The following is a 20,585-nucleotide window of genomic DNA, read 5'->3' as shown; positions in this document are numbered from 1 at the left end:
TCACTACTAGGCCCAGCCATGCGTAATCGCGGTAAGGTTTACTGGGATTGGGCCAATCCGGAGTTGCACTTTCGCAACTACGATGAGCGCCTGTCCTGCGGCACCCTCATCAACATTCAGGTGCGCACCTCCAAAGAGAACGTCACCCAGCTCTTCTTCGGCATTTATGGCCAGAAGGGGCTGATGCTTCTTGAAGAAAACTACCCGGACTGCACAGGGCAGACGATGACCGTCGCTATGGCCTGGGCGCTCCAACGTGCCAACGACTGGGTAGCGGGTCAGCGCCTGGGCTCTCCCTGAGTGAATAGAGGGGAGAGGGGTTACAGCTGGGTGTTTACGCGGGAGAAGGTGAAACCCTTGTGGGTTCTCCGGCGGCCCTTCAAGCAGGAAGTGACAACCGAAGGGTTCATGCCAATGGCAATCAGGTCTCGCTGCCCGCGCAGCATGAGGCCGAAACCACAGCGCTCCGCCTGGACCCAGCCCTTGTTAGTTCGGCTTTGCAGGCCAACGCCATAAACAATCAGGCCGGTATCGATGGCATGCCTAACATTCTCTGCAATGGTGCACCACTCGAGATTTTCCGGACGATTGTCATCTTTGATGCCGTTGATATGGTTAACAAGCGGCAGATCAGATGGGCCGAGAAAAGCTAATGCGACCAGTCGATGAGCGCGATGACCGCCGCTATCAATTGCCACGATCAGATATCCGTCCTTGTCCGGTTTCTGAGTCAAATATCGCTGAGGCCTCCACTGGCCGCGGGCGTCATGCCGAGGAATGGTCCGAAAACGACCAAGACTGCTGACTTCGAAGTTGTCGTGCCCGGGTATTGGAAGCCATTTCTCCAATTCAGCCATGGGAGCCTCCAGGCCGTGGAGCCGGCGCGCTCGGCTCTGCGCTGGCGGATAGGGCAGTCCTCGCCTTCTGGATCACCGCCCACTCGGCATCACTGCGGCCCACGCCGTCGTCGATGAACTCGAGCACCTCGCGCAGTAGCGCATCCCGCTCGGCCAGCTGCGCGCGCAGGGATTCAATGATGCTGAGCTGATCTTTAGATCCTTGAGCCAGCTTTCGTGACAACTTACGCAGCCTCTCAACCTCGCCAGGATCGGCGTGGGTGTAGGCCCTCTCAATCTTCGCGAAACTGGCCCGGTTCCCACAGAGGTCGACCATGCTCTCCGGGGGAACCCCGTCAATCCATTCGGTGACGACTTCGTCCAGGTCATTGATCCCTCGCCACGCTACCGGTTCGCCCTGGCGCTGATCGGACGCTACGCCGGTAATCGGCCCCAGGCCAACAATCGGCAGCCCAGTCGCCGCTGAATCCCGCTCTGCCTCTTCTTTGGTCCACCAGATGGCAGTACCAACCATCCACGCTATTGGCTCGGGGTGGTGCTTCGGTGCTGGCTGGCCTGCTACGCGCGCTTCGATAGATGCCCAAGCTGGCGCGAACTCCGGCCAGTCGCTTTCAATCACCAGGCACTCCCGCGCCGGGCAGTTCCAGTCAGCCATGAGCGACTGCACGCCTTCCAGATACGAGTGCGCGAGGTCGGAATCGACTGGCGAGAGTAGCGCGAGGTCGCTGCGCTTGACGACGACATACCTGTCTTCGCGCTGGAAGGGCACGCTGACCATCTCGGTGTTACTGGATCGGTTTTCTGTGGGCATGGGGATACCTCTGTCGGTCACAAGGCCAGTTCTGTCTGACTCTCGCGCTGCCAAATAGGGGAGCTGGTGTGTGCTTCAATTCGGTCGGCGATCACGCTAGCGCGCTGGCCGGCCGACGGCGGGGTGTACATGCCGAAGCGGCTGATGCTGCCGCCGTTCACCGCGGCATTCGTGCTGTCAGCCGATGCCAGCGGTAGGCTTTGGAAGATCGCCGGGTCAAGCATCCGCAGGCCATGCAGGCGGCAAACTGGCCGGCCCTGGTCATCGCATATGGCGTCCATTGCGGCGCCCATGCGCTTCCACCAAGCGGCGGTGCCCGGCGAGCGCCACTGTCCTGAACTGCCCAGGGCGACCATTCGCCAGCAGTTGGCCAGTCGTTGCAGCCGCTCGATCGACTCGTGCATGTGCCAGACCGGCACGCCGGGAAGGTGGCCAGGCCATTGTTCGAGCAGTCGGTCGTTGGCGTCTTCGTCCCCGTCGATCACGTCAGGGATCAGCGCCCAGTCGAAGCCAGGGTGCCGGTGCCAGTTATCCACCCAGCGGGTATAGCCTTCCACGTCGACCTGACCGCCGTTCTTCCACACGGTGAATGCGCCGTTGTCGAAGACGAAGGACTGGCAGGCCTCGGCAACGATGCCCATGTCGTCCTGCCGCGGGAATGGCACCAAGGCATGCCGGCCGGCCAGCAGTCGTGCTGCATCCTGCCGACTGCCGCCGATTGGAGTGCCGTGGTAATGGATCATTCGATAAGCCTCAGGGATTCAATTGATACCCCTTGGTGCACCGCCTTGACCTCCACCTCACAGCAGAACCGATCGATGAGAGCGTCGGCAATCTGCTCCTGAAAGCCTTCTTTGATCAAGGCAGTCGCCGTTTTGATGTGCTCTACGAGGATCATCTTCGGGCTTCGTATCTCAAGGCTGTAGACGATCATCTCGCCGTCGCTTGGGCATTTGGCGGCGAAGGTGTGCCTGTAGATGTTGATCGATCGGTATTGTGCAGGCATGGGCGATCCTCGCCGGGGAGGCGTTATCGTTGAATAGGGGAAGGCGCTGGCGCTCAGGCCAGATCAGCGAGAGGCAGCAGTACTTGGTTGTGATCGGATGCGCCGGTCGGGCGAACGGTGTTGAACCCCGTCTCGACCGCCGACAGCGTCTCTATCCAGTGGCTTTCCCGCTGGGTTATGTAGGCTGCTCGATTGGCGCAATCTGCCGGGTAGGCGATCACTTCGATTACTGAGAATTCCCAGTCGGTGATATCAGAGCCGCCAAGTGCTGCGTGGAACTTGCAGCTGGTTGGGTTGCTGAGGTGTTGCCACCATCGCAGTGTGAACGGCTGCGTGGTCTGGCCTACGTAGACGCGGCCGGTGGACTTTTGTCGTACCTGGTAGATCACGGGCGGCGACCGACCCTCGCTAGCCAGACGGAACTCCGAAAGGTCGCGGAACTTGGCCGCCGCCTGGCACGTCTCGGTGCAGTAGTCGTGGCTTTTGGTTTCCGTGTGCGGGTCGTTGTATTTGTCGATCAATTTGAAGACGGTGCCGCACTCTTTGCATGGCCTGTTTTCGAAGCGACCGAGCAGATAGGTGTCGCGGTCGTCGATAGGCTGGATATGCAGTAGATACTCGTGCGCGTCCATGTCCTTGCGCAGCACTCGCGAGGGGAACTTGCGTTCGTATTGATCTTCGACCGCGACTTTCGCTGCCTTTCGGTCGATTGCCTCGACCATTCCACTGAACACTGGTGGCCAGGCCCACTCCGACTCTCCGCATGCGCTTGTGGCCGGACGGCGCCCTTTGATCTGGTAGTAGAACTTGAGCATGGGAGCTCCTTACAGGTTCCGCCTCTGCTGGAGAGGCGCTTTATTCAGGCGGGGAAGGCGCTGGCGGGCAGCGCGGGGTGGCGTGATTCGGTGAACTGGGGTATTGCTGGCGTCTCGACAATGGAGATCGCTATGAATTGGGGGATGCTTGCGGATTACGGATCGATCGCAACTGGGGCCGTTTCGGCGGTCTGTTGGCTGGTTGCTGCTGTCGTGAAAGTCGATCCGCCCGAGAGCCTTAAAGGAAAACCGGACGATAGCTACTGGGATGGAATAGTCGTCGACGGTGCTGATCTCATCAAAACAATGCGTCTTCAAGCCAGATGGAACAGCCTTGCAGCAGCTTCCGCCGCGATTGCAGTTTCGTTGCAGGTGATGGTCAAACTGTCTTAGAGGAGGCGCTGGCGGGCAGCGCGGGTCAGGCCGCACGTCTAATCTTTTCAGCGCGGCGCTCAGCCAGCTTGAGTCGAAGCGCTTCCTTGTAGCTGGCCTTGGCCGCTTTCATGGTACGAGCCCACTCGCCTGCGACCTCAACAGTCTCGTACGGAGACCAGTGCGCGAAGCGGGTAGGCCGGCGATGCTCGCAGTAGGCACTTCCGCGTGGGTAGCGGACCATCCGGTATTCGTATTCGCCCCAGGTGCCGCGCTGCTGGATCTGGGGCTGGTTGATCCCGAGGAAGTGGGCGAAGCCGTCATAGCATTCGCACTCGTCGAGATAGGCATCGAACTTGGTGTACTTTCGCGGAGGCGGCGGCGGGGGAAGCTTGGCCAGCGCAAACTGCTTCCCTTCAGGCGTTGCCCGGTACACCACGTCATTAGCATCACAGAACGCTGGCGCCTTGCCGCGCGTCATCAGGCCTGCCTCTACCAGTACATCCAGGTTGTTGGCGTCGTCATAGCCTGGGCTGGTGAGGAAGTGGTTTCTGCCGCCAGTTCGGCAGCCTGGATTTAGGCCCAGGGTGTGCCAGAGCAGGTTGAGCTGCTTCTCGGTGGCTTCGATCATGGCTTTCTCCGTACATGCGCCGCCCTCCGTGGCCGGATGCGGCATGGTGGAATAGTTGGGTTAGGCCCGTTCTGCGAGCAGGATCAGGCCGGTATCGTCCGGGTCGTCGCCGAGTTCCAAGCCCGGCGCGCGCAGCTCGCGGCTCAGCCTGAACTGGTCGAGCTTGCGCACCACAGAACTGGAAAGTTTGATTTCGTGGCGCGGCGCACTCAGGAAGTGCCGGGCCGCTTCAGGCCCTAATTCATGGATGCGGTGGATCAGCAGGGTCATGGCCTCGCCGTTTTCCTCGACATCAGCCCAGGCCTTGATCTCGGTCAGGGCCTGCTTAGTCCCTGGTCGAACCTTCAAGCGCAGGTCTTCTTCCTGCAGTCTGGCGGCTTTGGTGCGGCGCTTCTCGTCGCGCGCCTGCTGAGACATCGCCATACGGCACCTCCTTCAATCCGCTGGGCGGGATGTGTAAATGCAGCTGGCGGCGACGCTGCTGCGTGAGTTTCTGGATGCGCCTCATGGATGGCACACCTCAATGGGCGTTTTCTTCGTCGAGCCGGACGGCATGACCACGAGTAGGCGATTGTTTCCTCGGTATACACCCCAAGGCTGACCAGTGGATTTGGCCATGGCCGCCGCGTACTTAACGGCGGGCGCGGGCTGGGAGATGGTGGCGATCATGGCCTACCCTCGATTCCGCTGGAGCGGGAAGTTAATGTCGAACGCGGCAAGGATGCGCGCGAACCTGCAGTTACCGATTCCCAACTCCAGAGTCACACCCCAACGGGACATTCCTGAGTCTCGCAGAGCGATGATCTTGGCCGCCATATCGCGATCCTCTTGTGATGGTTCGGCCTTCATCTTCACTGGCTCAGGCGGCTTTGGTGGGGAGAAAAATTTGAATCCTCCCCTCGCTGCTACGCCCCACAGAGCGGTCTTGGTTTCACCCAGGAGTTCCGCCACCTCACCACAGGTCATGGTCTTGGCAAGTTCGGAGACTTGCGCGGTGCGAGCCTTGGCGCGGGTTTGCTGAGGGTGTTCCTTTGCGGGTGAAGCTGGCTTGACTCGCTTTGGCTTCGGCTCAGGGTGATGGCGCTGCCGGAAGGGAACATATTGGAAGCCTTCCAGCACGACGATCTGACCCCCAGAGGCAAGGAAGGCCGCTTTTGCGGCCTCTAGGTCGATTGATGGGTTCATGCGGCTTTGCTCCTCAGCTGCTTTTCGAAGCCGTCGGCCAGCAGCTTGAATTCCCACAGGTCCTGCTCAAGCTGTTCGATGTAGTCGTCATCGCGCTTGAACTCACGCCACCAGAGCTGGCGGCCTACCGGCTTGAGGAGAGGGCAGTACATCCCGATGTGCCACCACTTGCGGCCGGTGATCCACATGCAGCCCTGCACCTGATCGATGACGTCGCTGGCGTCGTTGTCGATGTGGAACGCGCGGAGCTTGTCCGGGGCCAGGAAGCACTTGTACTCGCTACCGCCGTCTTCGCCGATGAAGCCATCCGCGCTGGCGCCGAAGGAGCCGTCGTCGGTTTTGACCAAGCCGACCTGCGTGACGATCAGGCCGGTCTGGATTTCATGCTCCATCCGGGCTTCCGGCTCCAGCTCGTGGCCGCGGCGCATCTGCCAAGTCTCGAACCCGCCATCGAGCGGGGCGCCGCCGATGCGCTCGACGGCCAGCTCGAAGGCGTAGGTGAGGGCGGCATTCGATGGCTCGCCAACCTTTTCTCCATCCAGTGCTCGCTGCACAACCTCAGCCTTGGGCGGAGCTTTGTAGGCTGCCAAATCGCGTGCCTTGGCCTCACTGTGACCAGCCCGGATGGCCTCGACGTAGGTGCGCTGCTGAGCGGTCAATCCGTTCACCTTGGAGCGGGCGGTGCTGAACATGCTGGCGGTGATTACGCCGGCGCGGGCCTGCAGCCACTCTGGCGAGCCCTGGGTGCAATTGACGATAATCATGGGGTGGTCTCCAGTACTGTTTTTCGCTTGGTCACGGCGATCTTCACTGTGTCGTATCCGGCTTTGTCACCGCTCGCCTGCATGACCTTAACGGATGCCTGCCATACATCCTTGAGCTCTTCGGGCGTGGCGGCCGCTTCAACCTGGGCGAGGATGTCGTCTAGCGCCTGGGCCCGCATTTCCGCCGTATCGGAGCCATCCGACGACTGCGCGTCATCGTCCCGGACGTCGCCGGTGGTGATATTCAGCAAGGCGCACATCACGTAGCGCTTGCCGTAAGTGGTGGACGAACCCACCGCCTGAACATCGTTCCGGCCTTTGCCGATGTCGGCCGGAAGTGTCATGGTTGTCTGCTCGCGGTGGCCGTCGCGGTGCATCAGGATGCCGGTGACGCTGATCGACTTGTCCTGGTTCTCCACCTTGAAGGTGATCGCGAACCCGTGCCGCTGCATGATCGGCTTGACCACCCGGGTGATGTCGTCGAGGGTTGCGTAAGCATTACCGGTGTGCAGGTTTACCGCGGCCTCGAACACGGTAGGGATCTCGCACTGCATCTGGGCCATGCCGGCGTTGAATGCTGCCTCAGCTGTCTTGGCCTGCATGCGTTCGTGCATGGCCAGGAGGCGCTCCATCTTCTCGATGTCGCAGGTTGGATCAGCGGCAGCCCGGCTGATGACCGCCATGATGCTATTGTCGACGGGGGCGGGCGCAGCCACTGCCTGGCGGCGCTGTTCCGGCACAATGATTGCGCTGGTCATGGTCTGTGCCTCAGTAGGTGATAGCGATGTTGGGGATCTTGCGCTGAGCGATCAGGGTGACCGCTTGCTTGGCGCAGGCCTCAGGCATGCCCTCGGCAATGAAGGCTTCCAGGGCGGCTCGGTTGATGCTGGCCCGGTACGCCTTGTCTGCCTCGCGAGCCTCTTGCTGGCGCAGGATCTCGGCGGCAGCGGCTTCAGCACGGCGGCGCTCGTCTTGGCGTGCCTGCTCGGCCGCTTCCTCTTGCCGGCGCTCGGCGTCCTGGCGCTCCCGCGCCATTCGCTGCTCGGTGGCAATGCGGTCGGCCTCGGCTTGCTGCCTGGCTCGCTCAGCTTGCTCGGCCTGCAATTTGAGCTGCAGGCGCTGGTTCTCGGCTTCGCGCTCTTGGGCGGCGGCCTGGTCCTTCAGGTCCTGCTCTCGCTTGGCGGCGGCTTCACGCTCGGCCTGCTGCGCCTGAGCTATACGCTGGCGCTCAAGCTCCACGGCAGCTTCCTGTGCGGCCCGGATACGATCCTGCTCGGCGCGCTCATCTGCCTCTCGGCGCAGGCGGGCAAGTTCGGCTTGCTCGGCGTCGTACTTCTGGCGGGCTGTGATCGCTGCCTGGATGGCGCTCATCGAAGACTCTTTGGCTCGGGCGGCCTCAGCCTCGAATTCCTCCCAGGCCTCGCCCAGAACGAAGGCGGATAGCTCGGTGATGCGAGTCTGCAGCTGCTCGGCATCAAGCGCGCCAAGCTCGGTGGCGAGGGCCTTCATGTGGGCAATCGCGTCGTTGTGCCGGTCTACCCGGGCGTCTTCGGCGGCCTGCCAGTCATCCAGAGGTTTGCGCACCTCCTTCTGCCACGACTCAAGAATGTCCCAAACACGCTTGCGCTCTGCGTCGATGCGACCCGGAACCTTCTTCTGTTCGGCTGAGAGCTCCTTGCCCTTGTTTTCGATTGCCGTTTTGGTGCGCGCAACCTCGTATGCCATGGAAGCGATTTCCTTGCGGCCTTTGACCGTTTTCAGGTCCGGCACCACGGCCAGGAACTCGTCGATCTTCACGCGGATCTGCTGCAGCCAAGGCTCAAGACCCTTTTCTGCGCTGTACACCGCCAGGGCTGTTTCCTGCGGCGGAGCAACGATCAGTTCTTTTTCTACGGACATGCGATTCTCCCGCGCCATCCATGCGGTGGGCGCTGACATTGGTGGTTACTGGGTGATGCTGCCTGCAAGAGCGCTCAGGAGGAGCCAGCCGGTGCAGAAGGTGAGGGCGATGAATCTGCCACGCCAGGTGGCGAAACGCCGGGCGCGCCGGTAGCTGGTCATGGGCACGGTCTCGGCCGAACAATAGGCCGACGCTTCAGCCAGTCCGCCTTGATCGGGTATGGAAGGTCCGCGACGCGCATGCCCACGGGAAAACGGAGAGTGCCGCGCACCTGGGCGGCCTGAACTTCCTCGACCTGCTCGTCAATGAGCGTCTTCACGATTGGCGTGGTCACGCGACCTCCTTGCGCCCATCAACGATCTTGTTGAGGCGCCCGCAGTAGTGGTTGAACTCTTCGATGGTGATGCGCCCGTCGCCCAGCATTTCCGTCAGTTGACGAGAGATGATCATCGAGTAGCTGGTAGGAGTGCCGGGGTGGGCCATAGCATCCAGCTGCTGGTCGATCAGGACGTGTGGGCTCATGGCTCATTCGCCATGTCAGAGTCGTACCGAACGCCTTGCTCGGCGTACTCTTCAAGCATCGACTCGGCGATCTCGAAAAGCTTGCCGCCGACGTGATCGCTTGGGCCGAGGATGTCGGGGACCATGCTTTTCACTGGTCCGCCGGCCTGCGCCTGGAGAAGGAGAAGGGCCAGGGCGTTGATGTCGTCCTGCTCAGCCTCCTGCAGGGCGCGAAGGTGCTCTGCCAGCTTGGCCATGAACTGGTCTTGGCGGACGCCGATCGGACCACCGAAGCGCTGCGGGATCAGAACGTCGCAGCCGCCGACCAGGCTTTCTGCGTTGCTCTCGATCCAGTGCTGCGCCGCTTCCTGATAGGCCGACTCATCGGCTGGCTCAGCGTTGTCGTGCCGCCATTGTGCTGCTCGAAGTGCGCCCATGGTCGCCTCCAGGTGGTGGGTTACTCGGTGGGTGGGGAAGGGAGGGGCTGCCAGTGCGTTGGCTTCCAGCTCGAAGCCCAGCTGCTTTGTGGCTCTTCCCACGAGAAATACGGTGGATAGCCATGGATTTGGGCAATTGAACCTTTGCCGTGCTCGCGGTACAGCGACTCACGGGCTCCGTACTGTTCATTCCAAGCAAGAACCCGGGTGCCGACTTCTGGCAGCCTGTCGCTGCACTTGATCCAGCCGCTCATGCTGCCTCCGGATGCTTCTCGCCGCAGAACATGCAGTAGCTGCCAAGCACGTTGATGGTGGCCTTGGCCTTGACCTCTTTGCCCTTGGCAGTAGTGCGGGTTCCGACAACCTCGCACTCCGCATACTGGCGCCCGGCTGGGATGAGCATGTAGCCCTGCAAGGTCGCTTTGGCACCGGTGATTTCCGGGTACCGCTCAACTGCTGCCTGCTCGAATTTCTGCCTGCAATCGCACATGGGTAAATCCTCGGGACCGCATTGGCCAGGAGCCAGGCGCGGGTGACCAAACCCACCGTGAAAGGTGGCCTGGCGCCTGCCAATGCGGTCGAAGTGAAGGGAAGGGGATGCGGGATGCGGGATGCATCGGGAAGCGCATGGCCGGTAACGACATTTGATCCGGACGATTCCAAGCGCTTTCCGATGAACCCCAATAAAGGAACATCGGGCCTGCTTTAGGCTCACTGCAGGCTGGTGATTGAAGGCCGCTGCTACCAACAGCGGATGCCGTGCGCACTGTTGCAGCAGTGCGATTCCCGTTGCTGATACCCGCCGGGATTAGGGTCGAAGGAGAAGACTGCTTAATCAAGCAGCCTCACTGATCAGCTCAGTGCTTTGGTGCAGGCGGTGAGCGCTACCTCACATGCATCTGGTCTTGCCGGGTAGGCCCCGGATTCGCCTGCTGTGAACGTCGATTAAGGTCGATGCTGGTGAGCGTTACGTTTCATAAGGCTCACGGTGATGCGCTTTAAATCGATGAAAACTGCATCGGGGTGTGATCTGGCCGGTGCTGATCTCCGGCTTGGCTATTGGCGGCCTCAGTGACACCGGGGTTTCACCGGGGCGAAGGTTTCAGCCGCTTATTGTTGGACTCGCCATGGCCATCTGGGCGCTTACTCACTTTGCCGGCCATGATTCCCGCGATCCACCAGGTCTTACACTCGCGCATCAGCCTGCGCATTCAGATCACACTCCGATGCAGCCTGCGATGGGGAGCAGGGCATCGGGCAGTTAACGTCAGGCTGACGTGGCGCTGGTTGTTCAGTCGTACAAGCCGTAGCTCAGGTCATCCGGGTCGCAGTCGATCACCAGAATGGCGTTGCCGAAGTACAGGGACGCCAGCATGCGCTCCCAGTCCGAACGGATTCGCATGTTGACAGCCACCTTCTTCTCGTCGAGCCGCGCCGAATAAACCTCGCCGAACTCGTCGGCCTTGCGCCAGTGGTTTGCCGCCTCGCGCTTGCCGGCAATGTTCACATGCATGCTGTGTTTCAGCTGGTGGTTTTCTCGGCGACGGGAGTAGCTGCTTCCTCGATCTTCGGGCTCTTCGTCGAAGTAGATGTGCAGGAACTTCATGCCGGTGCCGTAGGCATCACCCTCTTCAATTCGGATCTCGGGGCGCTCCCACTGCTCTTCGGCGGCCTTGTCCTTGTGTTCGTCGATGAAGGCCTTGAGCAGATCGTGTAGCGATACTTCGCCGGTGATCAGCCCTTTGCCTTCCAGCACCTCGGATATGGATTTGTCGGCCTGCTCGATGATGGTCGAGTGAACAGCTGCCGCCTCCCAGCGTTCGCGCAGGGCGTTGGCCACCAGGCCGTTGTAGCGCTGAAGCTCGAAAACATCGGAGACGTTGGCCGGCAGCGCGGCCTTGATGGCCTCCTTGATTGCGCCGCCGAAGTCGCCGTAGGAGCGGAACGCATCGCTCACGACTTCCTTGAACAGCTTGTCGATACCTTCGTCGATCAGCTCGCGCGGGCGGTCAAACTGGGCGTAGACGGTGACGCGTTCCGCGAGAAGCTCTTGCAGGGTTTGCTGGCTCATTTGTTGACTGCTCCGTGCATTCGGTTGATTTCCCGTCTGGCCCTGTCGCCAAGGCCAGCCAGTGAAATCGTCATGCTGCAGCTTTGCAGTCAGCGGCCGTCATCCGCTGCCCGTCCTCCAGCTCAACTACGCACACGCCGTTGCGGTAGCCTCGCTCCGTGTTGAGCCGGTTCGCCTCGCGGATGCAGGCGGCCAGGTCACTGTCGGCGAATACCTCGCGCTCGCCGGCAAGGGTGATGCGAAGGACCTTGTTCATTCAGTGGTACTCCAGGTGGATTCCCAAAGCCGGCTCACTGAGCCGGCAGAGGTGAATCGTTCTGTCCCATTACCGCCGGGGTGGCGGGGCGCATTGCATGCCCGGGTCGTTCTCTCGGTTTAGGCGTTTCACCTTCGTCAGCCGTACAGGGTTGTCCCTGTCGTGGGCAGCCTTTCGGGGCTGTCTGGCGCCGGTCGCTGGTAGAGGCAATGCGGTCTGTTGGTTGTTGCGCTGGCTGTTAAAGAGCGGTGAGGCTTGAGGGCCTCCGCAGTCCCTCGTGAGTGACTGCATGGGATGAACGATAAGCCAATGCCTAATTCTTGTAAATAGGTAATGCCTAACTTTTTTCATGAGTGCCTTATTTCTTTTCCGGGGCTTGCATCGTTCGATGGCTCGGGTAAGCTCTGCCTAATACTGGATGGATGTACAGTTATCGGAGGAAGGAATGGCCAAGCAGAAGAAGTCGACGCCGCAAGCGCGCCAGGAAATGACGGGGCTGGAACGCCTGGGCCTACGCGTGTCGTCGATGATCAATCACCCGATCGCGCAGTCGCAGCGCTGGGTCACAATCCATCGCCTGGACACGGATGGGGATATGGAGTGGGAGGAGGTGATGGGGCTGCTGGCTGAAACGCCGGAGCTGGACCTGACGTTCAATGATGACGAGAGCGTGACGGTGCGGTGGGAGCCGCAGAGCGCAGAGGATCGAGACGACCTGGTCACGGAGAGGGATTGGGAGGAGGAAGGAGCGGAGGAGGTGGCGCCGTTTTAAAGGAGAGTTCGGGTCTATGCCCACCGGTTAGCATGCACTGCTAACCGGTGGGCTGTGTCAATCAGTCATTATTCATCTACGGTGGGCCTGATTGTCTTCCGCCATGCTGACGCAGACCCGCGCCGCTCTGGGATAGGTTCCAGCAAATTGCTCTGCTTCAGGCGAAGGAAAACGTTCTTCATCGAGTTTTCACTTTTGATCCCCGTAAGTTCGCGAGCGATAGAGTTTGTGATTTCTTCGTTACGAGTCATGTATTCCATCACGATCTCCTCCGGGGAGCCAAGTGATTCATGACGGATTACGACCAGTACCGAAGTCTCAAGCTCGGAAATAATGGGCTTTTTTAAACGAAGCATTTCCATTGCTCGGAACGCAGTATCCAGTCCTTCGCCGACATCCTTGTTAGGTGGGTCGGGGAATTTATTGATTAAGCGAACTAGGGATGGGTTTCGAGCGCTTTGAGTGTGAAGAATGTTTCTGACAGTTACGTGGCCAGGTAGCTTGCCAGGACTTTCGACCTCCACACGGTTGTCGAAAATACGTATTTGAACATCTGCTACGATGCTATAGTCTCTGTGCAGCACAGCGTTGGTGATGATCTCATGTAGAGTTTCATCAGGATACTTGATGGTTTCCAAGCCACCATCGCCAAGCTTTTGGATGCCCTCAAGAATTTCTTTTGTTTTCTTGACGGCACTAAAAATGAGATTATATGCGTCACCCTCTATGGTCAGAGGGTTGCCGTCCAAAAACTCACGGCCAATATCATCCTCTTTGGTTTTGTAGCGCATGATTTTGATGCTACTGCGCTTGGGGAGGTAAATGGCTGGCTCGTCACAGAACAATAATACCCCGCAAACCTTGGCGTGGCCAGGTTTGATCAACTCTTGGTTTTCAAGGTAGACTTTTGGCTCTCCGCTAGGAATAACATTCAGTAAAAAGCTTAAGATAGAAAGGCTGTTTTCTATCCTTTGGGGCGAGACTTCAACCCATTCATTTTCGAAAGTTATGATCCCCTTGTCCATTTCAAGCTTCCTCAAGGAATCCGGGCTGTCTATTTTCTGCTTGCCCGCATTTACTCTTATGTAGATGTCGCCTGAGGATGATTTTACAAGTTCTTTGACTTTTTTAATAGTTATGTGGAGTATTAATCCGTTATAGCCATCGCATTCGAGGTATTCAAATATTAAATGGTTTCCGAAAGGGTGAGCTTGTAGAAGAACCTGAGGGATGTCATTGGCTTCTTCAGGTTCTAAAAAACCATTCCACTCTTTAGTGCGATTTACCTTGTTTTCAGCGATGCCGATGTAGATGTCGCCACCGGAAGCGTTGGCAAATGCCGAAACTGTCTCAGACAGCTTTGATGGCTTAATCTCTTTTGCCTTTACATCATTGAGGAAGTCTTCAGGGGTGCTAAGGATCTTAAGTGCTTGCTCTTCAGTTATTTTGTACACTGGATACATGACACATTCCTTTGAATCGATTAACAGCCATCCGCCAAATTTAGCGCTTTCTCAGACTATGTGAGCGTTCCACACCAACAGAACCCGGGCCTGGATGTAGGTCATGTCCCGACGGATCAGTCGATCCTTATGCCTGGCATTGTCCGAAATCATCTCGTAGTGCTCTTCGTCAGCGACTTGCAGGCGCTTGATGTAGAGCAGGTCGTCCCACACGAATAGGTAGATCCCGTCGCCCACGAAGTCGCGGACATTGATGTTCACAATGAGCGGATCGCGGTGCTTGATCGTGGGCTCCATCGACTGACCCCAGCCGGTGACGACCTTGAGGTGGTAGTGCTCCTCGAACTCGACCCCGATCTCACGCAGGTGACTCGGGCTGACGCGGATGTCTTTCAGCATTTCCGGGTAGTCGTGCGGGAGCTGGCCACCACCCATGGCCGCGCGAATGTCGTAATGCGCGATCCGGACCTCGTCGCCGACCAGGCCTGGGCGGGAGAAGTCTGCCGTAATCACATTTCCCTCATCTGTCGCTTCGGCGGCTGCAATCAACTGCGCGCGCGCCGAATCCGACAAGTTCTTGCCTTGCTTGGCCAGCATCGCGCGAACCATATCGGCAGCTGAGGTAGGCGCCGGCTCTGCGGCAGGCTCCGAAGTGATGTCCGGGATGCTCTCGTAGGAGAAGCCAGCGCGAAGCCCCCAGTGCTCAGGACCTACCACGTCAGAAAAGTAAGCGATCACGTCCATTAGCTTGGACTTGTCGATCCGGCCGTTTTTCACCCAGCCCTGTACCGACGGAGGCTTCACCTGGAAGTCGTCTGCGAGTTGTTTCTTCGATACGCCCTTGGCGATCCGCGCGGCATCAATAGCTGCGCCTAATTCCGGTCCGGTAAGCATTGCCTAATTAGGCCTTTCGTAGCTGCGATTAGGCAATGGCTTGTGCGCGATAAGGTATTGCCTTATATTCACCCGTAAATCTCCAGGAGAGAACTCATGAAATCAGCAGAAGCAGCCAAAGAAGCATCCCGCTTGCTGGGCAGCCAGGCGGAAATGGCGCGCCGGCTGAACGTGGCGGCCCCAACCGTCAATCAATGGTGTTCCGGAGAGCGCTCAGTCCCAGCCAAGCGCGCACTACAGATCGAGGCGCTCACGAATGGGGCGGTTGGGCGAGCAGACCTCTGCCCATCATTCCCGTGGACGCAAGCTGACCATCAGGCAGGCCAGACGCGTTCCGCCGCGTAACCAATTTCTTAGCCGCAAGGAGCCACCCAAGCATGTACGCCAACCCCAAGCACCTGCATGACCGCGAGATCAAGGTCCGGGTCGACGAGGACACCTTTGAACTGATCCAGGCGCTGGCCAAGTTTCACCGTACTCAGCGCGCTGTGCTTTGCCGTGAGCTGCTTGAGGCTCAGCTGGCCGCCTTGGCTTCGGAGAATACCGGCGATCAGCACGTGGCCTGAAGGCCCGTAGGAGGCCCCATGCCGATTGAAGAGATCGGATTGGACCAGGGATTGATGGAGCAGCTGGAGCGCGAGGCTAAGCGAAGGGGCATCAGTCCCGAAGCGCTCGCATCCGAGCTGATCCGTCGAGAACTGGCCAACCGAACAAAACCTCGCAGCCCGCGGGGAGCAGTAATGCCGTTTCACCGGAAGGCCTGAATAGGCCCTGACCCGTAACTAATAAGCCCGACCGACTGACCCAGCGGGCAGGGGATTACCCGATGGCCTACGACGACAAAGCCCACCGCCACGACCACCAGGTCAAGGTCCGCTTGGATGACGAGGACTTCAACGAGCTGAAGGGTTACGCCCTGGAGCTCAAGGCGCAGCACAGCGTGCTGGCCCGGGAAATCATCCTGGCCGCGCTGGCGTTCAAGAAAGAGCACGGCCACCTGCCGCTGATCAACGAGAAGAAGGCCAGGGCCTGAATAGGTCATGGGAGGACAGATGTCGCCTGCAAACGAAGCAGTACAGCAGCACGACGTGGAGATCGCTCGGTTCCGCCGGAATGACTTCGCGGACCTGGAGGCCTGGGCGGAGGAGGTCGGTGTGAGCACCGATGAGCTTGCCGCGCAGATCCTGAAAAAGGCCACGCACTTCCTCGGTCAGCGGGGGAAGCCCAAGGGCAACAACGTGGTGCCGTTCGCGGCGCCGAGGTAACCGTCCGATCCCTAATTAGGGACCCGGGCCCCAGTCCCTCATAAGGGACGCCAAATCGCAGACACAAAAAAGCCGGGATTGCGGCCCGGCTCTCTGCAATACAAAACTCAGTAGGGGAATTATGCATATGCAGACCCACAGTGTACAGGCCCTCTCAAGGGCCGCGCCACAAAATGGCAGAAGCGATTCTGTGGCGCGCACGATGTCGTCCCGTGAAATCGCGGAGTTGACCGGGAAGCGTCACGACAACGTTAAGCGGACCATCGACAGCCTTGTCGAAAGCGGCGTCATTGCTTCTCCTCAAATTGAGGAAAAGCCCACAGCCGGTCGACCTGCGGCCGAGTACGTCTTTTCCGGCGAGAAGGGAAAGCGCGACACGTTTGTTGTCGTCGCCCAGCTATGCCCAGAATTCACTGGTGCTCTGGTTGATCGCTGGCAGGAGCTTGAGTCCCAAGTCGCCAAGCCCACCGACCTCAGCAAGCTGGAAATCCTCCAGATGGCCCTGGAGTCGGAAAAAGCCCGCGTCCTGCTCACCGTCCAGGTCGAGGCTCAGGCCAAGAAAATCGACCACCTGGAGAACCTGTTCAAGGAAGGCATGAGCCACGTCCAGTTCTGCAAGGGCCTCAATGGGGTCAACGTGATGCAGGTCGGCCATTTCCTCGAGCGCCGCAACTGGCTCTACAACGAGAGCAAGTCCGGTACCCGGTACCGCGTGGCCGCCTACGCCCGCGACAAATACATGACCGAGCATCAGCAGGAGATCACACCGCACGGCCGGGAGCCCTTCATCAGCTACACGCCGATCCTGCTGCGCAAGGGTGCAGTTCGCCTGTACGAGCTCTACCTGGCCGGAGAGCTGCCCATGAAGAAGAACTGGGACGGCCTGCACACCCACGACAAGGCCGTGCGGGGTGCAGCATGAGCGATCTCGTGAAAGTCACCGAGATGCCGGCCAGCGAGTTCCCAGCCCATCTGGATGGGATGAACAAGCAGATGCGCGACTGGACCGACCAGCCCGCCCGTGGCGAGTGTGGCTGGATCTGCTCCGACTGCTGCCTTTCCGATCCGAAAGGCATGCCAGACGCCTGCTTCTACGGAAACGCCAAGTGCACCGAAATCATCCAGCGCGACAAGCTGCGCGCCATGCGTGCGGGGAATGAGCCGTCATGAATATCGACAAGGATCAACTCAAGGCGCTTGCCCAGGCTGCAAGTCAGAGCCACTGGGATCAGGACGGCTTCGAAGTTCATAACGACGATATTGAAGATTATCGCGTTGCCCAATGCCGCTCTATGCCCGATGCCGCGTTCATCGCCGCCGCCAGCCCAGCTTCGATTCTGGAACTGCTCGCCGAGAACGAGGAACTGCGCATGCTGGCGAAGGAAATGGACCTGATGTTCGGGCGCTATTTGCTCGGAATGCGCGCCTCGGTGGTCGAGTGGCGGCACGGGAAAGGTGCCGAAGCCGCGATGCAGTGGATTTGGAATGGCCTGGCCGGCCCGGGCGAGCTGCCTCCGGAAGAAGAAAAGCAGGCCCAGGCCTACTTCGACCGCGAAGTCGTGATGATCGAGGAAGGCCTGGAAGAGGTTTACGCCTACCGCGACAAGCGCCGCAGCGAAAAAGCCAAAGGGGGTATTTGATATGCAGTTCACCCTCACCATCAACCAGGTGAAAGCTCTGGAATGGGGGCTCAACTCCCAGCAGGCGCTGCTGTTCTCGTTCGTCTACGGCTGCCCGAGCTGGGCCAAGCCTATGCAGACGCCTGACGGGATCTATTTCGCCCTGAGCAAGGCCAAGATCACCGACGAGCTGCCTCTGCTCACTGGCAAGCCAGACACGGCCTATCGCATGCTGAAAGCCCTGGAAGAGGTCGGCCTGATCGAGCTTTCCAGCACCTCCAGCATCACCCTGTTCCGCCTGACGGAGAAGGCTACCGAGTGGAACCAGAAACTGGATGGGTCGGAAAAATATCCGACCCCACCTGCCGGGCCTAAAGGTCGGAAAAAAATCCGATCTACCTCGGAAAAAAATCCGAGCAAGGTCGGAAAAAAATCCGATCCAAGGTCGGAAAAAAATCCGACAAATCAGGATACCAATAATCAGGATACCTATCAGGGTACCAGTCAGTGTTCGCAGGAAGGTTCGGACGAGCCGAACCAGCCTGCCGGAAAAGTGGTTGCACTGATCCCTGTGGGGGGCGAAGAGCCACGCTGCGAAATCCCGGCTGACATGCCAGGGCCAAAGGACCAGTCCTGCAAGACCTTCAAGGCCTGGGCCAACTACGCCATGGCCTACCGCAAGCGCTACCACACTTGGCCGGTATGGAATGCCAAGGCCGGCGGGCAGATGGGCCAGCTGATTAACCGCCTCGGGATTGAAGTTGCCCACCACGTGGCCGCATTCTACCTGCGGATCAACGACGCCAAGCTGATCAACGGCTGCCACAACCTGGGCGACCTGCTGGCCAAGGCTGAGGCCTATCACACCCAGTGGGTCACCAACCGCCAGATGAACGCCACGACTGCCCGCCAGCAGGAGCAGACCCAGGCGAACCTGAACGCGGCGCAGGAAGCGGCTGACGCAATCCGCAACCGTCAGGGAGGTAAGCGCAATGCTTTCCTCTGACGAACAAGCCGAACTGGCCGTTGCCATCTGCGCTACTGCCGAGGCAATGGGGCAGGCAATCAGCGCTGGAGGCGCTGAGCTCATTGCTGAGGACCTTTCGGCCTATGAGCCTGGCGTGATCATCGGCGCACTGCGTGCGTGCCGTAGAGAGCCTTCTGGGCGCCTTTCTCTCGGCATGGTCCTCAAGCACATCCATGCGGCTGACTCCCGCCCGGGTAAGGATGAGGCGTGGTCGATCGCGCTGGCGGCCAGTGACGAGCATGAAACCGTCGTGCTCACCACTGAAATCCGTCAGGCCATGATCGCCTCCGAGCCAATCCTAGAAGCAGGGGACAAGATCGGCGCCCGTATGGCCTTCATGAGCGCTTACGAGCGCCTGGTCAGCTTCGCCCGCGCCGAGGATCAGCCGGCCAAGTGGGAGGTGTCACTTGGCTACGACGCTGGGCGCCGGGTGGTGGCCATCGAGACCGCCGTTCGTGCCCAGCTCATCACCCAAGAGACCGGGGCCAAGTATCTGGCGGACCTACGCATTGCGCCGACCACCCAAGACGGCGAGGCCATTGCTGGCCTGCTGACCGGTGCAGTTCGCCCACAGGCCAGCGAGAAGACGCGGGAGAAGCTCGCCGAGGTGCGCTGCATCCTCACGGCAGCCAAGGCCAAGAAAGACCGCGAGCGCGCCAAGGAAGTCCAGCGCCGCCGCATCGAAACCTATCTGCGCAAGCGGCAGACACGCGCCGCAGTCGCTCAGTTGAACATCAAGCGCGCCGGGCAGCCGGCCGGGGAGGGGGTGTAATGGATTCACAGATCAAGCTGCAGATGCAACCGTGCCCAGTCAGCTGCGTTTCCACCTGCATGGCGATGATCGTTGATCGTCCGGCGGAAGAGCTCATCCGTGAGTTTCATCACGCCTATCGCAACGGGGACATCACTCTCCGCAACATGCTCGATTACTTGGGCGTCACGTACACCGCGTTCTACAGCGTTGACTGCCCGCCGCTGGCCGATGAAGGCGTCTATCTCTGCACGGCGCCGTCGCTGAACATCCAGGCTGGCAACCACCAGATCCTCATTGAGGTCACGGATGACGGTTATTTCGTCCACGACCCGGTGCAGGGCCGCGAGGAGCGAAAGTTTTACGTGTCCCGAGGCGCTGGCGAAGAGAACGGCTTGGCTGTTGATCTCGGCGGCTTTGTTGTCGACGCTTTCATCTCTCGGGAGCAGGTGACGGCCGCTAGGACTGACCGCCATGTGGAGGCCGCATGACTGAGAAGATCAGCGTAAACAGCCAGGCCAAGCTTTCAGAGGCTATCACCATGCTTAACCGGCTGTTCCGCGACAACAAGTTCGTCGTGGTCAGTATGCGGCCGGGCAAGGACCGCACCCTTGACCAGAACGCTCTGTGGTTCGCCATATACGAACGAATCTCCAAGAGCACCGAGATGGGCGGCGTGGAGGAGGTGCGACGCTACTGCAAGCTTCACCACGGTGTGCCGATCATGCGCGCCTCCTGCGAGGAGTTCCGCGACGGCTACAACATGGCCCTGTTGAACCTTCCGTACGAGATCAAGCTGCGCTGGATGGGGCCGTGCGCCATGTTTGGACCGGATGGCTTCCCTGTAACCCGGTTGTTCAACCGCGCCCAGGGCTGCCAGTACACCGATCGGATCGTCGAGGAGTTCGCCGCGCGTGGCGTGCACTTCGCTGATTTGTTGGGGGAGGCTGCCGCATGAGAAGGCGCGACTGGTGCGACCGCCGGGCAGACAAGCGTGTGGCATTGCAGATCGCCGAGGAGCAAGGGTTGGTCGCTGACAGCACCGAGTTCAGGCAGGCCTTGGTCGCCAAGCTTGAATCCGGAGAAATGACCCTAGCCCAGGTGCAGGAGGAGCTGCACAAGGTGAAGCGCGAGGCGAAGAAGAACGGAAAGAAAACACGGTCGCAGATCTGGAGGTCGGCGTGACAG

36 protein-coding genes are annotated in these 20,585 nt (G+C 59.7%); 17 read left to right on the top strand and 19 right to left on the bottom strand.

Features of this window, described 5'->3' with window-relative positions; translation table 11 throughout:
• Window positions 1–18: 18 nt before the first annotated feature.
• On the top strand, window positions 19–300 hold the full coding sequence (locus ACIQUI_RS10085) for a hypothetical protein (protein ID WP_403197756.1): 282 nt from the start codon (window positions 19–21) through the stop codon (window positions 298–300).
• Between the two features lie 20 nt (window positions 301–320).
• On the opposite strand, the gene ACIQUI_RS10080 is transcribed toward ACIQUI_RS10085, so the two are convergent.
• The 5 genes from ACIQUI_RS10080 to ACIQUI_RS10060 are packed head-to-tail and all read right to left on the bottom strand — an operon-like array spanning window position 321 to window position 3,489.
• Window positions 321–857 (bottom strand): NUMOD4 motif-containing HNH endonuclease, encoded by a 537-nt coding sequence (locus ACIQUI_RS10080; RefSeq protein ID WP_403197754.1) that lies wholly within the window; start codon window positions 855–857, stop codon window positions 321–323.
• On the bottom strand, window positions 850–1,668 hold the full coding sequence (locus ACIQUI_RS10075) for a hypothetical protein (protein ID WP_403197752.1): 819 nt from the start codon (window positions 1,666–1,668) through the stop codon (window positions 850–852). Before ACIQUI_RS10075 ends, ACIQUI_RS10080 begins: the two co-directional genes overlap by 8 nt.
• 17 nt (window positions 1,669–1,685) lie before the next feature.
• Window positions 1,686–2,411 (bottom strand): hypothetical protein, encoded by a 726-nt coding sequence (locus ACIQUI_RS10070; protein ID WP_403197750.1) that lies wholly within the window; start codon window positions 2,409–2,411, stop codon window positions 1,686–1,688.
• Window positions 2,408–2,674, bottom strand: coding sequence for a hypothetical protein (locus ACIQUI_RS10065; protein WP_403197747.1), 267 nt, complete (start codon window positions 2,672–2,674; stop codon window positions 2,408–2,410). Before ACIQUI_RS10065 ends, ACIQUI_RS10070 begins: the two co-directional genes overlap by 4 nt.
• Before the next feature lie 53 nt (window positions 2,675–2,727).
• Window positions 2,728–3,489 carry a GIY-YIG nuclease family protein gene (locus ACIQUI_RS10060; RefSeq protein ID WP_403197744.1) on the bottom strand — a complete coding sequence of 254 codons (762 nt, stop codon included), beginning with the start codon at window positions 3,487–3,489 and terminating at the stop codon, window positions 2,728–2,730.
• A gap of 132 nt (window positions 3,490–3,621) precedes the next feature.
• On the opposite strand from ACIQUI_RS10060, the gene ACIQUI_RS10055 reads away from it, so the two are divergent.
• Complete coding sequence (locus tag ACIQUI_RS10055) at window positions 3,622–3,882, top strand: hypothetical protein (RefSeq protein WP_403197741.1); 261 nt, start codon at window positions 3,622–3,624, stop codon at window positions 3,880–3,882.
• Window positions 3,883–3,907: 25 nt separating this feature from the next.
• On the opposite strand, the gene ACIQUI_RS10050 is transcribed toward ACIQUI_RS10055, so the two are convergent.
• The 10 genes from ACIQUI_RS10050 to ACIQUI_RS10005 all read right to left on the bottom strand — a co-directional run bounded on the left by ACIQUI_RS10050 (window position 3,908) and on the right by ACIQUI_RS10005 (window position 9,769).
• Complete coding sequence (locus tag ACIQUI_RS10050; protein ID WP_403197738.1) at window positions 3,908–4,492, bottom strand: hypothetical protein; 585 nt, start codon at window positions 4,490–4,492, stop codon at window positions 3,908–3,910.
• Window positions 4,493–4,552: 60 nt separating this feature from the next.
• Window positions 4,553–4,915 (bottom strand): hypothetical protein, encoded by a 363-nt coding sequence (locus ACIQUI_RS10045; protein WP_403197735.1) that lies wholly within the window; start codon window positions 4,913–4,915, stop codon window positions 4,553–4,555.
• A 249-nt stretch (window positions 4,916–5,164) separates the two neighbouring features.
• Window positions 5,165–5,677 carry a hypothetical protein gene (locus tag ACIQUI_RS10040; RefSeq protein WP_403197733.1) on the bottom strand — a complete coding sequence of 171 codons (513 nt, stop codon included), beginning with the start codon at window positions 5,675–5,677 and terminating at the stop codon, window positions 5,165–5,167.
• Window positions 5,674–6,441 (bottom strand): lambda exonuclease family protein, encoded by a 768-nt coding sequence (locus ACIQUI_RS10035; RefSeq protein ID WP_403197731.1) that lies wholly within the window; start codon window positions 6,439–6,441, stop codon window positions 5,674–5,676. The genes ACIQUI_RS10040 and ACIQUI_RS10035 overlap by 4 nt, the downstream gene beginning before the upstream one ends.
• Window positions 6,438–7,199, bottom strand: a complete 762-nt coding sequence (locus ACIQUI_RS10030) for an ERF family protein (protein ID WP_403197729.1) — start codon at window positions 7,197–7,199, stop codon at window positions 6,438–6,440. The genes ACIQUI_RS10035 and ACIQUI_RS10030 overlap by 4 nt, the downstream gene beginning before the upstream one ends.
• Window positions 7,200–7,209: 10 nt before the next feature.
• Window positions 7,210–8,340, bottom strand: a complete 1,131-nt coding sequence (locus ACIQUI_RS10025; RefSeq protein ID WP_403197727.1) for a hypothetical protein — start codon at window positions 8,338–8,340, stop codon at window positions 7,210–7,212.
• 331 nt (window positions 8,341–8,671) lie between these two features.
• Entirely contained in the window at window positions 8,672–8,863 is a 192-nt protein-coding gene (locus ACIQUI_RS10020; protein WP_403197725.1) for a hypothetical protein, read from the bottom strand.
• Window positions 8,860–9,279 carry a hypothetical protein gene (locus ACIQUI_RS10015; protein ID WP_403197721.1) on the bottom strand — a complete coding sequence of 140 codons (420 nt, stop codon included), beginning with the start codon at window positions 9,277–9,279 and terminating at the stop codon, window positions 8,860–8,862. The genes ACIQUI_RS10020 and ACIQUI_RS10015 overlap by 4 nt, the downstream gene beginning before the upstream one ends.
• 20 nt (window positions 9,280–9,299) lie before the next feature.
• Window positions 9,300–9,533 (bottom strand): DUF551 domain-containing protein, encoded by a 234-nt coding sequence (locus ACIQUI_RS10010; RefSeq protein WP_403197718.1) that lies wholly within the window; start codon window positions 9,531–9,533, stop codon window positions 9,300–9,302.
• Window positions 9,530–9,769, bottom strand: a complete 240-nt coding sequence (locus tag ACIQUI_RS10005; RefSeq protein WP_403197715.1) for a hypothetical protein — start codon at window positions 9,767–9,769, stop codon at window positions 9,530–9,532. The genes ACIQUI_RS10010 and ACIQUI_RS10005 overlap by 4 nt, the downstream gene beginning before the upstream one ends.
• A gap of 42 nt (window positions 9,770–9,811) precedes the next feature.
• Between ACIQUI_RS10005 and ACIQUI_RS10000 the strand changes: the two genes are divergently transcribed.
• Window positions 9,812–9,988, top strand: coding sequence for a hypothetical protein (locus ACIQUI_RS10000; protein ID WP_403197713.1), 177 nt, complete (start codon window positions 9,812–9,814; stop codon window positions 9,986–9,988).
• A 582-nt stretch (window positions 9,989–10,570) separates the two neighbouring features.
• On the opposite strand, the gene ACIQUI_RS09995 is transcribed toward ACIQUI_RS10000, so the two are convergent.
• A complete protein-coding gene (locus tag ACIQUI_RS09995) occupies window positions 10,571–11,350 on the bottom strand; it encodes a hypothetical protein (RefSeq protein ID WP_403197711.1) in 780 nt (259 codons plus the stop codon).
• Window positions 11,351–11,420: 70 nt separating this feature from the next.
• Window positions 11,421–11,606, bottom strand: a complete 186-nt coding sequence (locus ACIQUI_RS09990) for a hypothetical protein (RefSeq protein ID WP_403197708.1) — start codon at window positions 11,604–11,606, stop codon at window positions 11,421–11,423.
• Window positions 11,607–12,051: 445 nt separating this feature from the next.
• Between ACIQUI_RS09990 and ACIQUI_RS09985 the strand changes: the two genes are divergently transcribed.
• Window positions 12,052–12,378, top strand: a complete 327-nt coding sequence (locus ACIQUI_RS09985; protein WP_403197706.1) for a DUF1654 domain-containing protein — start codon at window positions 12,052–12,054, stop codon at window positions 12,376–12,378.
• 68 nt (window positions 12,379–12,446) lie between these two features.
• Here the strand turns inward: ACIQUI_RS09985 and ACIQUI_RS09980 are convergent, their stop codons facing one another.
• Both ACIQUI_RS09980 and ACIQUI_RS09975 read right to left on the bottom strand, forming a co-directional pair.
• Window positions 12,447–13,841: an ATP-binding protein gene (locus ACIQUI_RS09980; RefSeq protein WP_403197703.1), complete on the bottom strand. Its 1,395-nt coding sequence runs from the start codon at window positions 13,839–13,841 to the stop codon at window positions 12,447–12,449.
• 51 nt (window positions 13,842–13,892) lie between these two features.
• Entirely contained in the window at window positions 13,893–14,735 is an 843-nt protein-coding gene (locus ACIQUI_RS09975; protein ID WP_403197700.1) for a helix-turn-helix transcriptional regulator, read from the bottom strand.
• A 96-nt stretch (window positions 14,736–14,831) separates the two neighbouring features.
• On the opposite strand from ACIQUI_RS09975, the gene ACIQUI_RS09970 reads away from it, so the two are divergent.
• The 13 genes from ACIQUI_RS09970 (at window position 14,832) to ACIQUI_RS09910 (ending at window position 20,582) form a co-directional block, all read left to right on the top strand.
• Window positions 14,832–15,080 carry a transcriptional regulator gene (locus tag ACIQUI_RS09970; RefSeq protein ID WP_403197697.1) on the top strand — a complete coding sequence of 83 codons (249 nt, stop codon included), beginning with the start codon at window positions 14,832–14,834 and terminating at the stop codon, window positions 15,078–15,080.
• Window positions 15,081–15,112: 32 nt separating this feature from the next.
• Window positions 15,113–15,301 carry a hypothetical protein gene (locus ACIQUI_RS09965; protein ID WP_027919780.1) on the top strand — a complete coding sequence of 63 codons (189 nt, stop codon included), beginning with the start codon at window positions 15,113–15,115 and terminating at the stop codon, window positions 15,299–15,301.
• A gap of 18 nt (window positions 15,302–15,319) precedes the next feature.
• Window positions 15,320–15,499, top strand: coding sequence for a hypothetical protein (locus tag ACIQUI_RS09960; protein WP_403197694.1), 180 nt, complete (start codon window positions 15,320–15,322; stop codon window positions 15,497–15,499).
• 62 nt (window positions 15,500–15,561) lie between these two features.
• Window positions 15,562–15,768 carry a hypothetical protein gene (locus tag ACIQUI_RS09955; protein ID WP_027907143.1) on the top strand — a complete coding sequence of 69 codons (207 nt, stop codon included), beginning with the start codon at window positions 15,562–15,564 and terminating at the stop codon, window positions 15,766–15,768.
• 19 nt (window positions 15,769–15,787) lie between these two features.
• A complete protein-coding gene (locus tag ACIQUI_RS09950) occupies window positions 15,788–16,000 on the top strand; it encodes a hypothetical protein (RefSeq protein WP_403197690.1) in 213 nt (70 codons plus the stop codon).
• A gap of 127 nt (window positions 16,001–16,127) precedes the next feature.
• Window positions 16,128–16,922 carry a Rha family transcriptional regulator gene (locus ACIQUI_RS09945; RefSeq protein ID WP_403197687.1) on the top strand — a complete coding sequence of 265 codons (795 nt, stop codon included), beginning with the start codon at window positions 16,128–16,130 and terminating at the stop codon, window positions 16,920–16,922.
• On the top strand, window positions 16,919–17,170 hold the full coding sequence (locus tag ACIQUI_RS09940; RefSeq protein WP_403197685.1) for a hypothetical protein: 252 nt from the start codon (window positions 16,919–16,921) through the stop codon (window positions 17,168–17,170). The genes ACIQUI_RS09945 and ACIQUI_RS09940 overlap by 4 nt, the downstream gene beginning before the upstream one ends.
• Entirely contained in the window at window positions 17,167–17,640 is a 474-nt protein-coding gene (locus ACIQUI_RS09935; protein WP_403197682.1) for an ead/Ea22-like family protein, read from the top strand. The genes ACIQUI_RS09940 and ACIQUI_RS09935 overlap by 4 nt, the downstream gene beginning before the upstream one ends.
• A 1-nt stretch (window position 17,641) precedes the next feature.
• A complete protein-coding gene (locus ACIQUI_RS09930) occupies window positions 17,642–18,625 on the top strand; it encodes a phage replication protein (protein WP_403197679.1) in 984 nt (327 codons plus the stop codon).
• Complete coding sequence (locus ACIQUI_RS09925; RefSeq protein ID WP_403197677.1) at window positions 18,612–19,418, top strand: hypothetical protein; 807 nt, start codon at window positions 18,612–18,614, stop codon at window positions 19,416–19,418. The genes ACIQUI_RS09930 and ACIQUI_RS09925 overlap by 14 nt, the downstream gene beginning before the upstream one ends.
• Window positions 19,418–19,888, top strand: coding sequence for a hypothetical protein (locus tag ACIQUI_RS09920; protein WP_403197675.1), 471 nt, complete (start codon window positions 19,418–19,420; stop codon window positions 19,886–19,888). The genes ACIQUI_RS09925 and ACIQUI_RS09920 overlap by 1 nt, the downstream gene beginning before the upstream one ends.
• On the top strand, window positions 19,885–20,355 hold the full coding sequence (locus ACIQUI_RS09915; RefSeq protein ID WP_403197672.1) for a hypothetical protein: 471 nt from the start codon (window positions 19,885–19,887) through the stop codon (window positions 20,353–20,355). Before ACIQUI_RS09920 ends, ACIQUI_RS09915 begins: the two co-directional genes overlap by 4 nt.
• Complete coding sequence (locus ACIQUI_RS09910) at window positions 20,352–20,582, top strand: hypothetical protein (RefSeq protein ID WP_403197669.1); 231 nt, start codon at window positions 20,352–20,354, stop codon at window positions 20,580–20,582. The genes ACIQUI_RS09915 and ACIQUI_RS09910 overlap by 4 nt, the downstream gene beginning before the upstream one ends.
• Window positions 20,583–20,585 lie beyond the last annotated feature (3 nt).

The organism is Pseudomonas sp. NPDC090592, assembly GCF_044769185.1.
Taxonomy (GTDB): domain Bacteria; phylum Pseudomonadota; class Gammaproteobacteria; order Pseudomonadales; family Pseudomonadaceae; genus Aquipseudomonas.
This window is presented reverse-complemented; position numbering and strand designations above follow the sequence as displayed.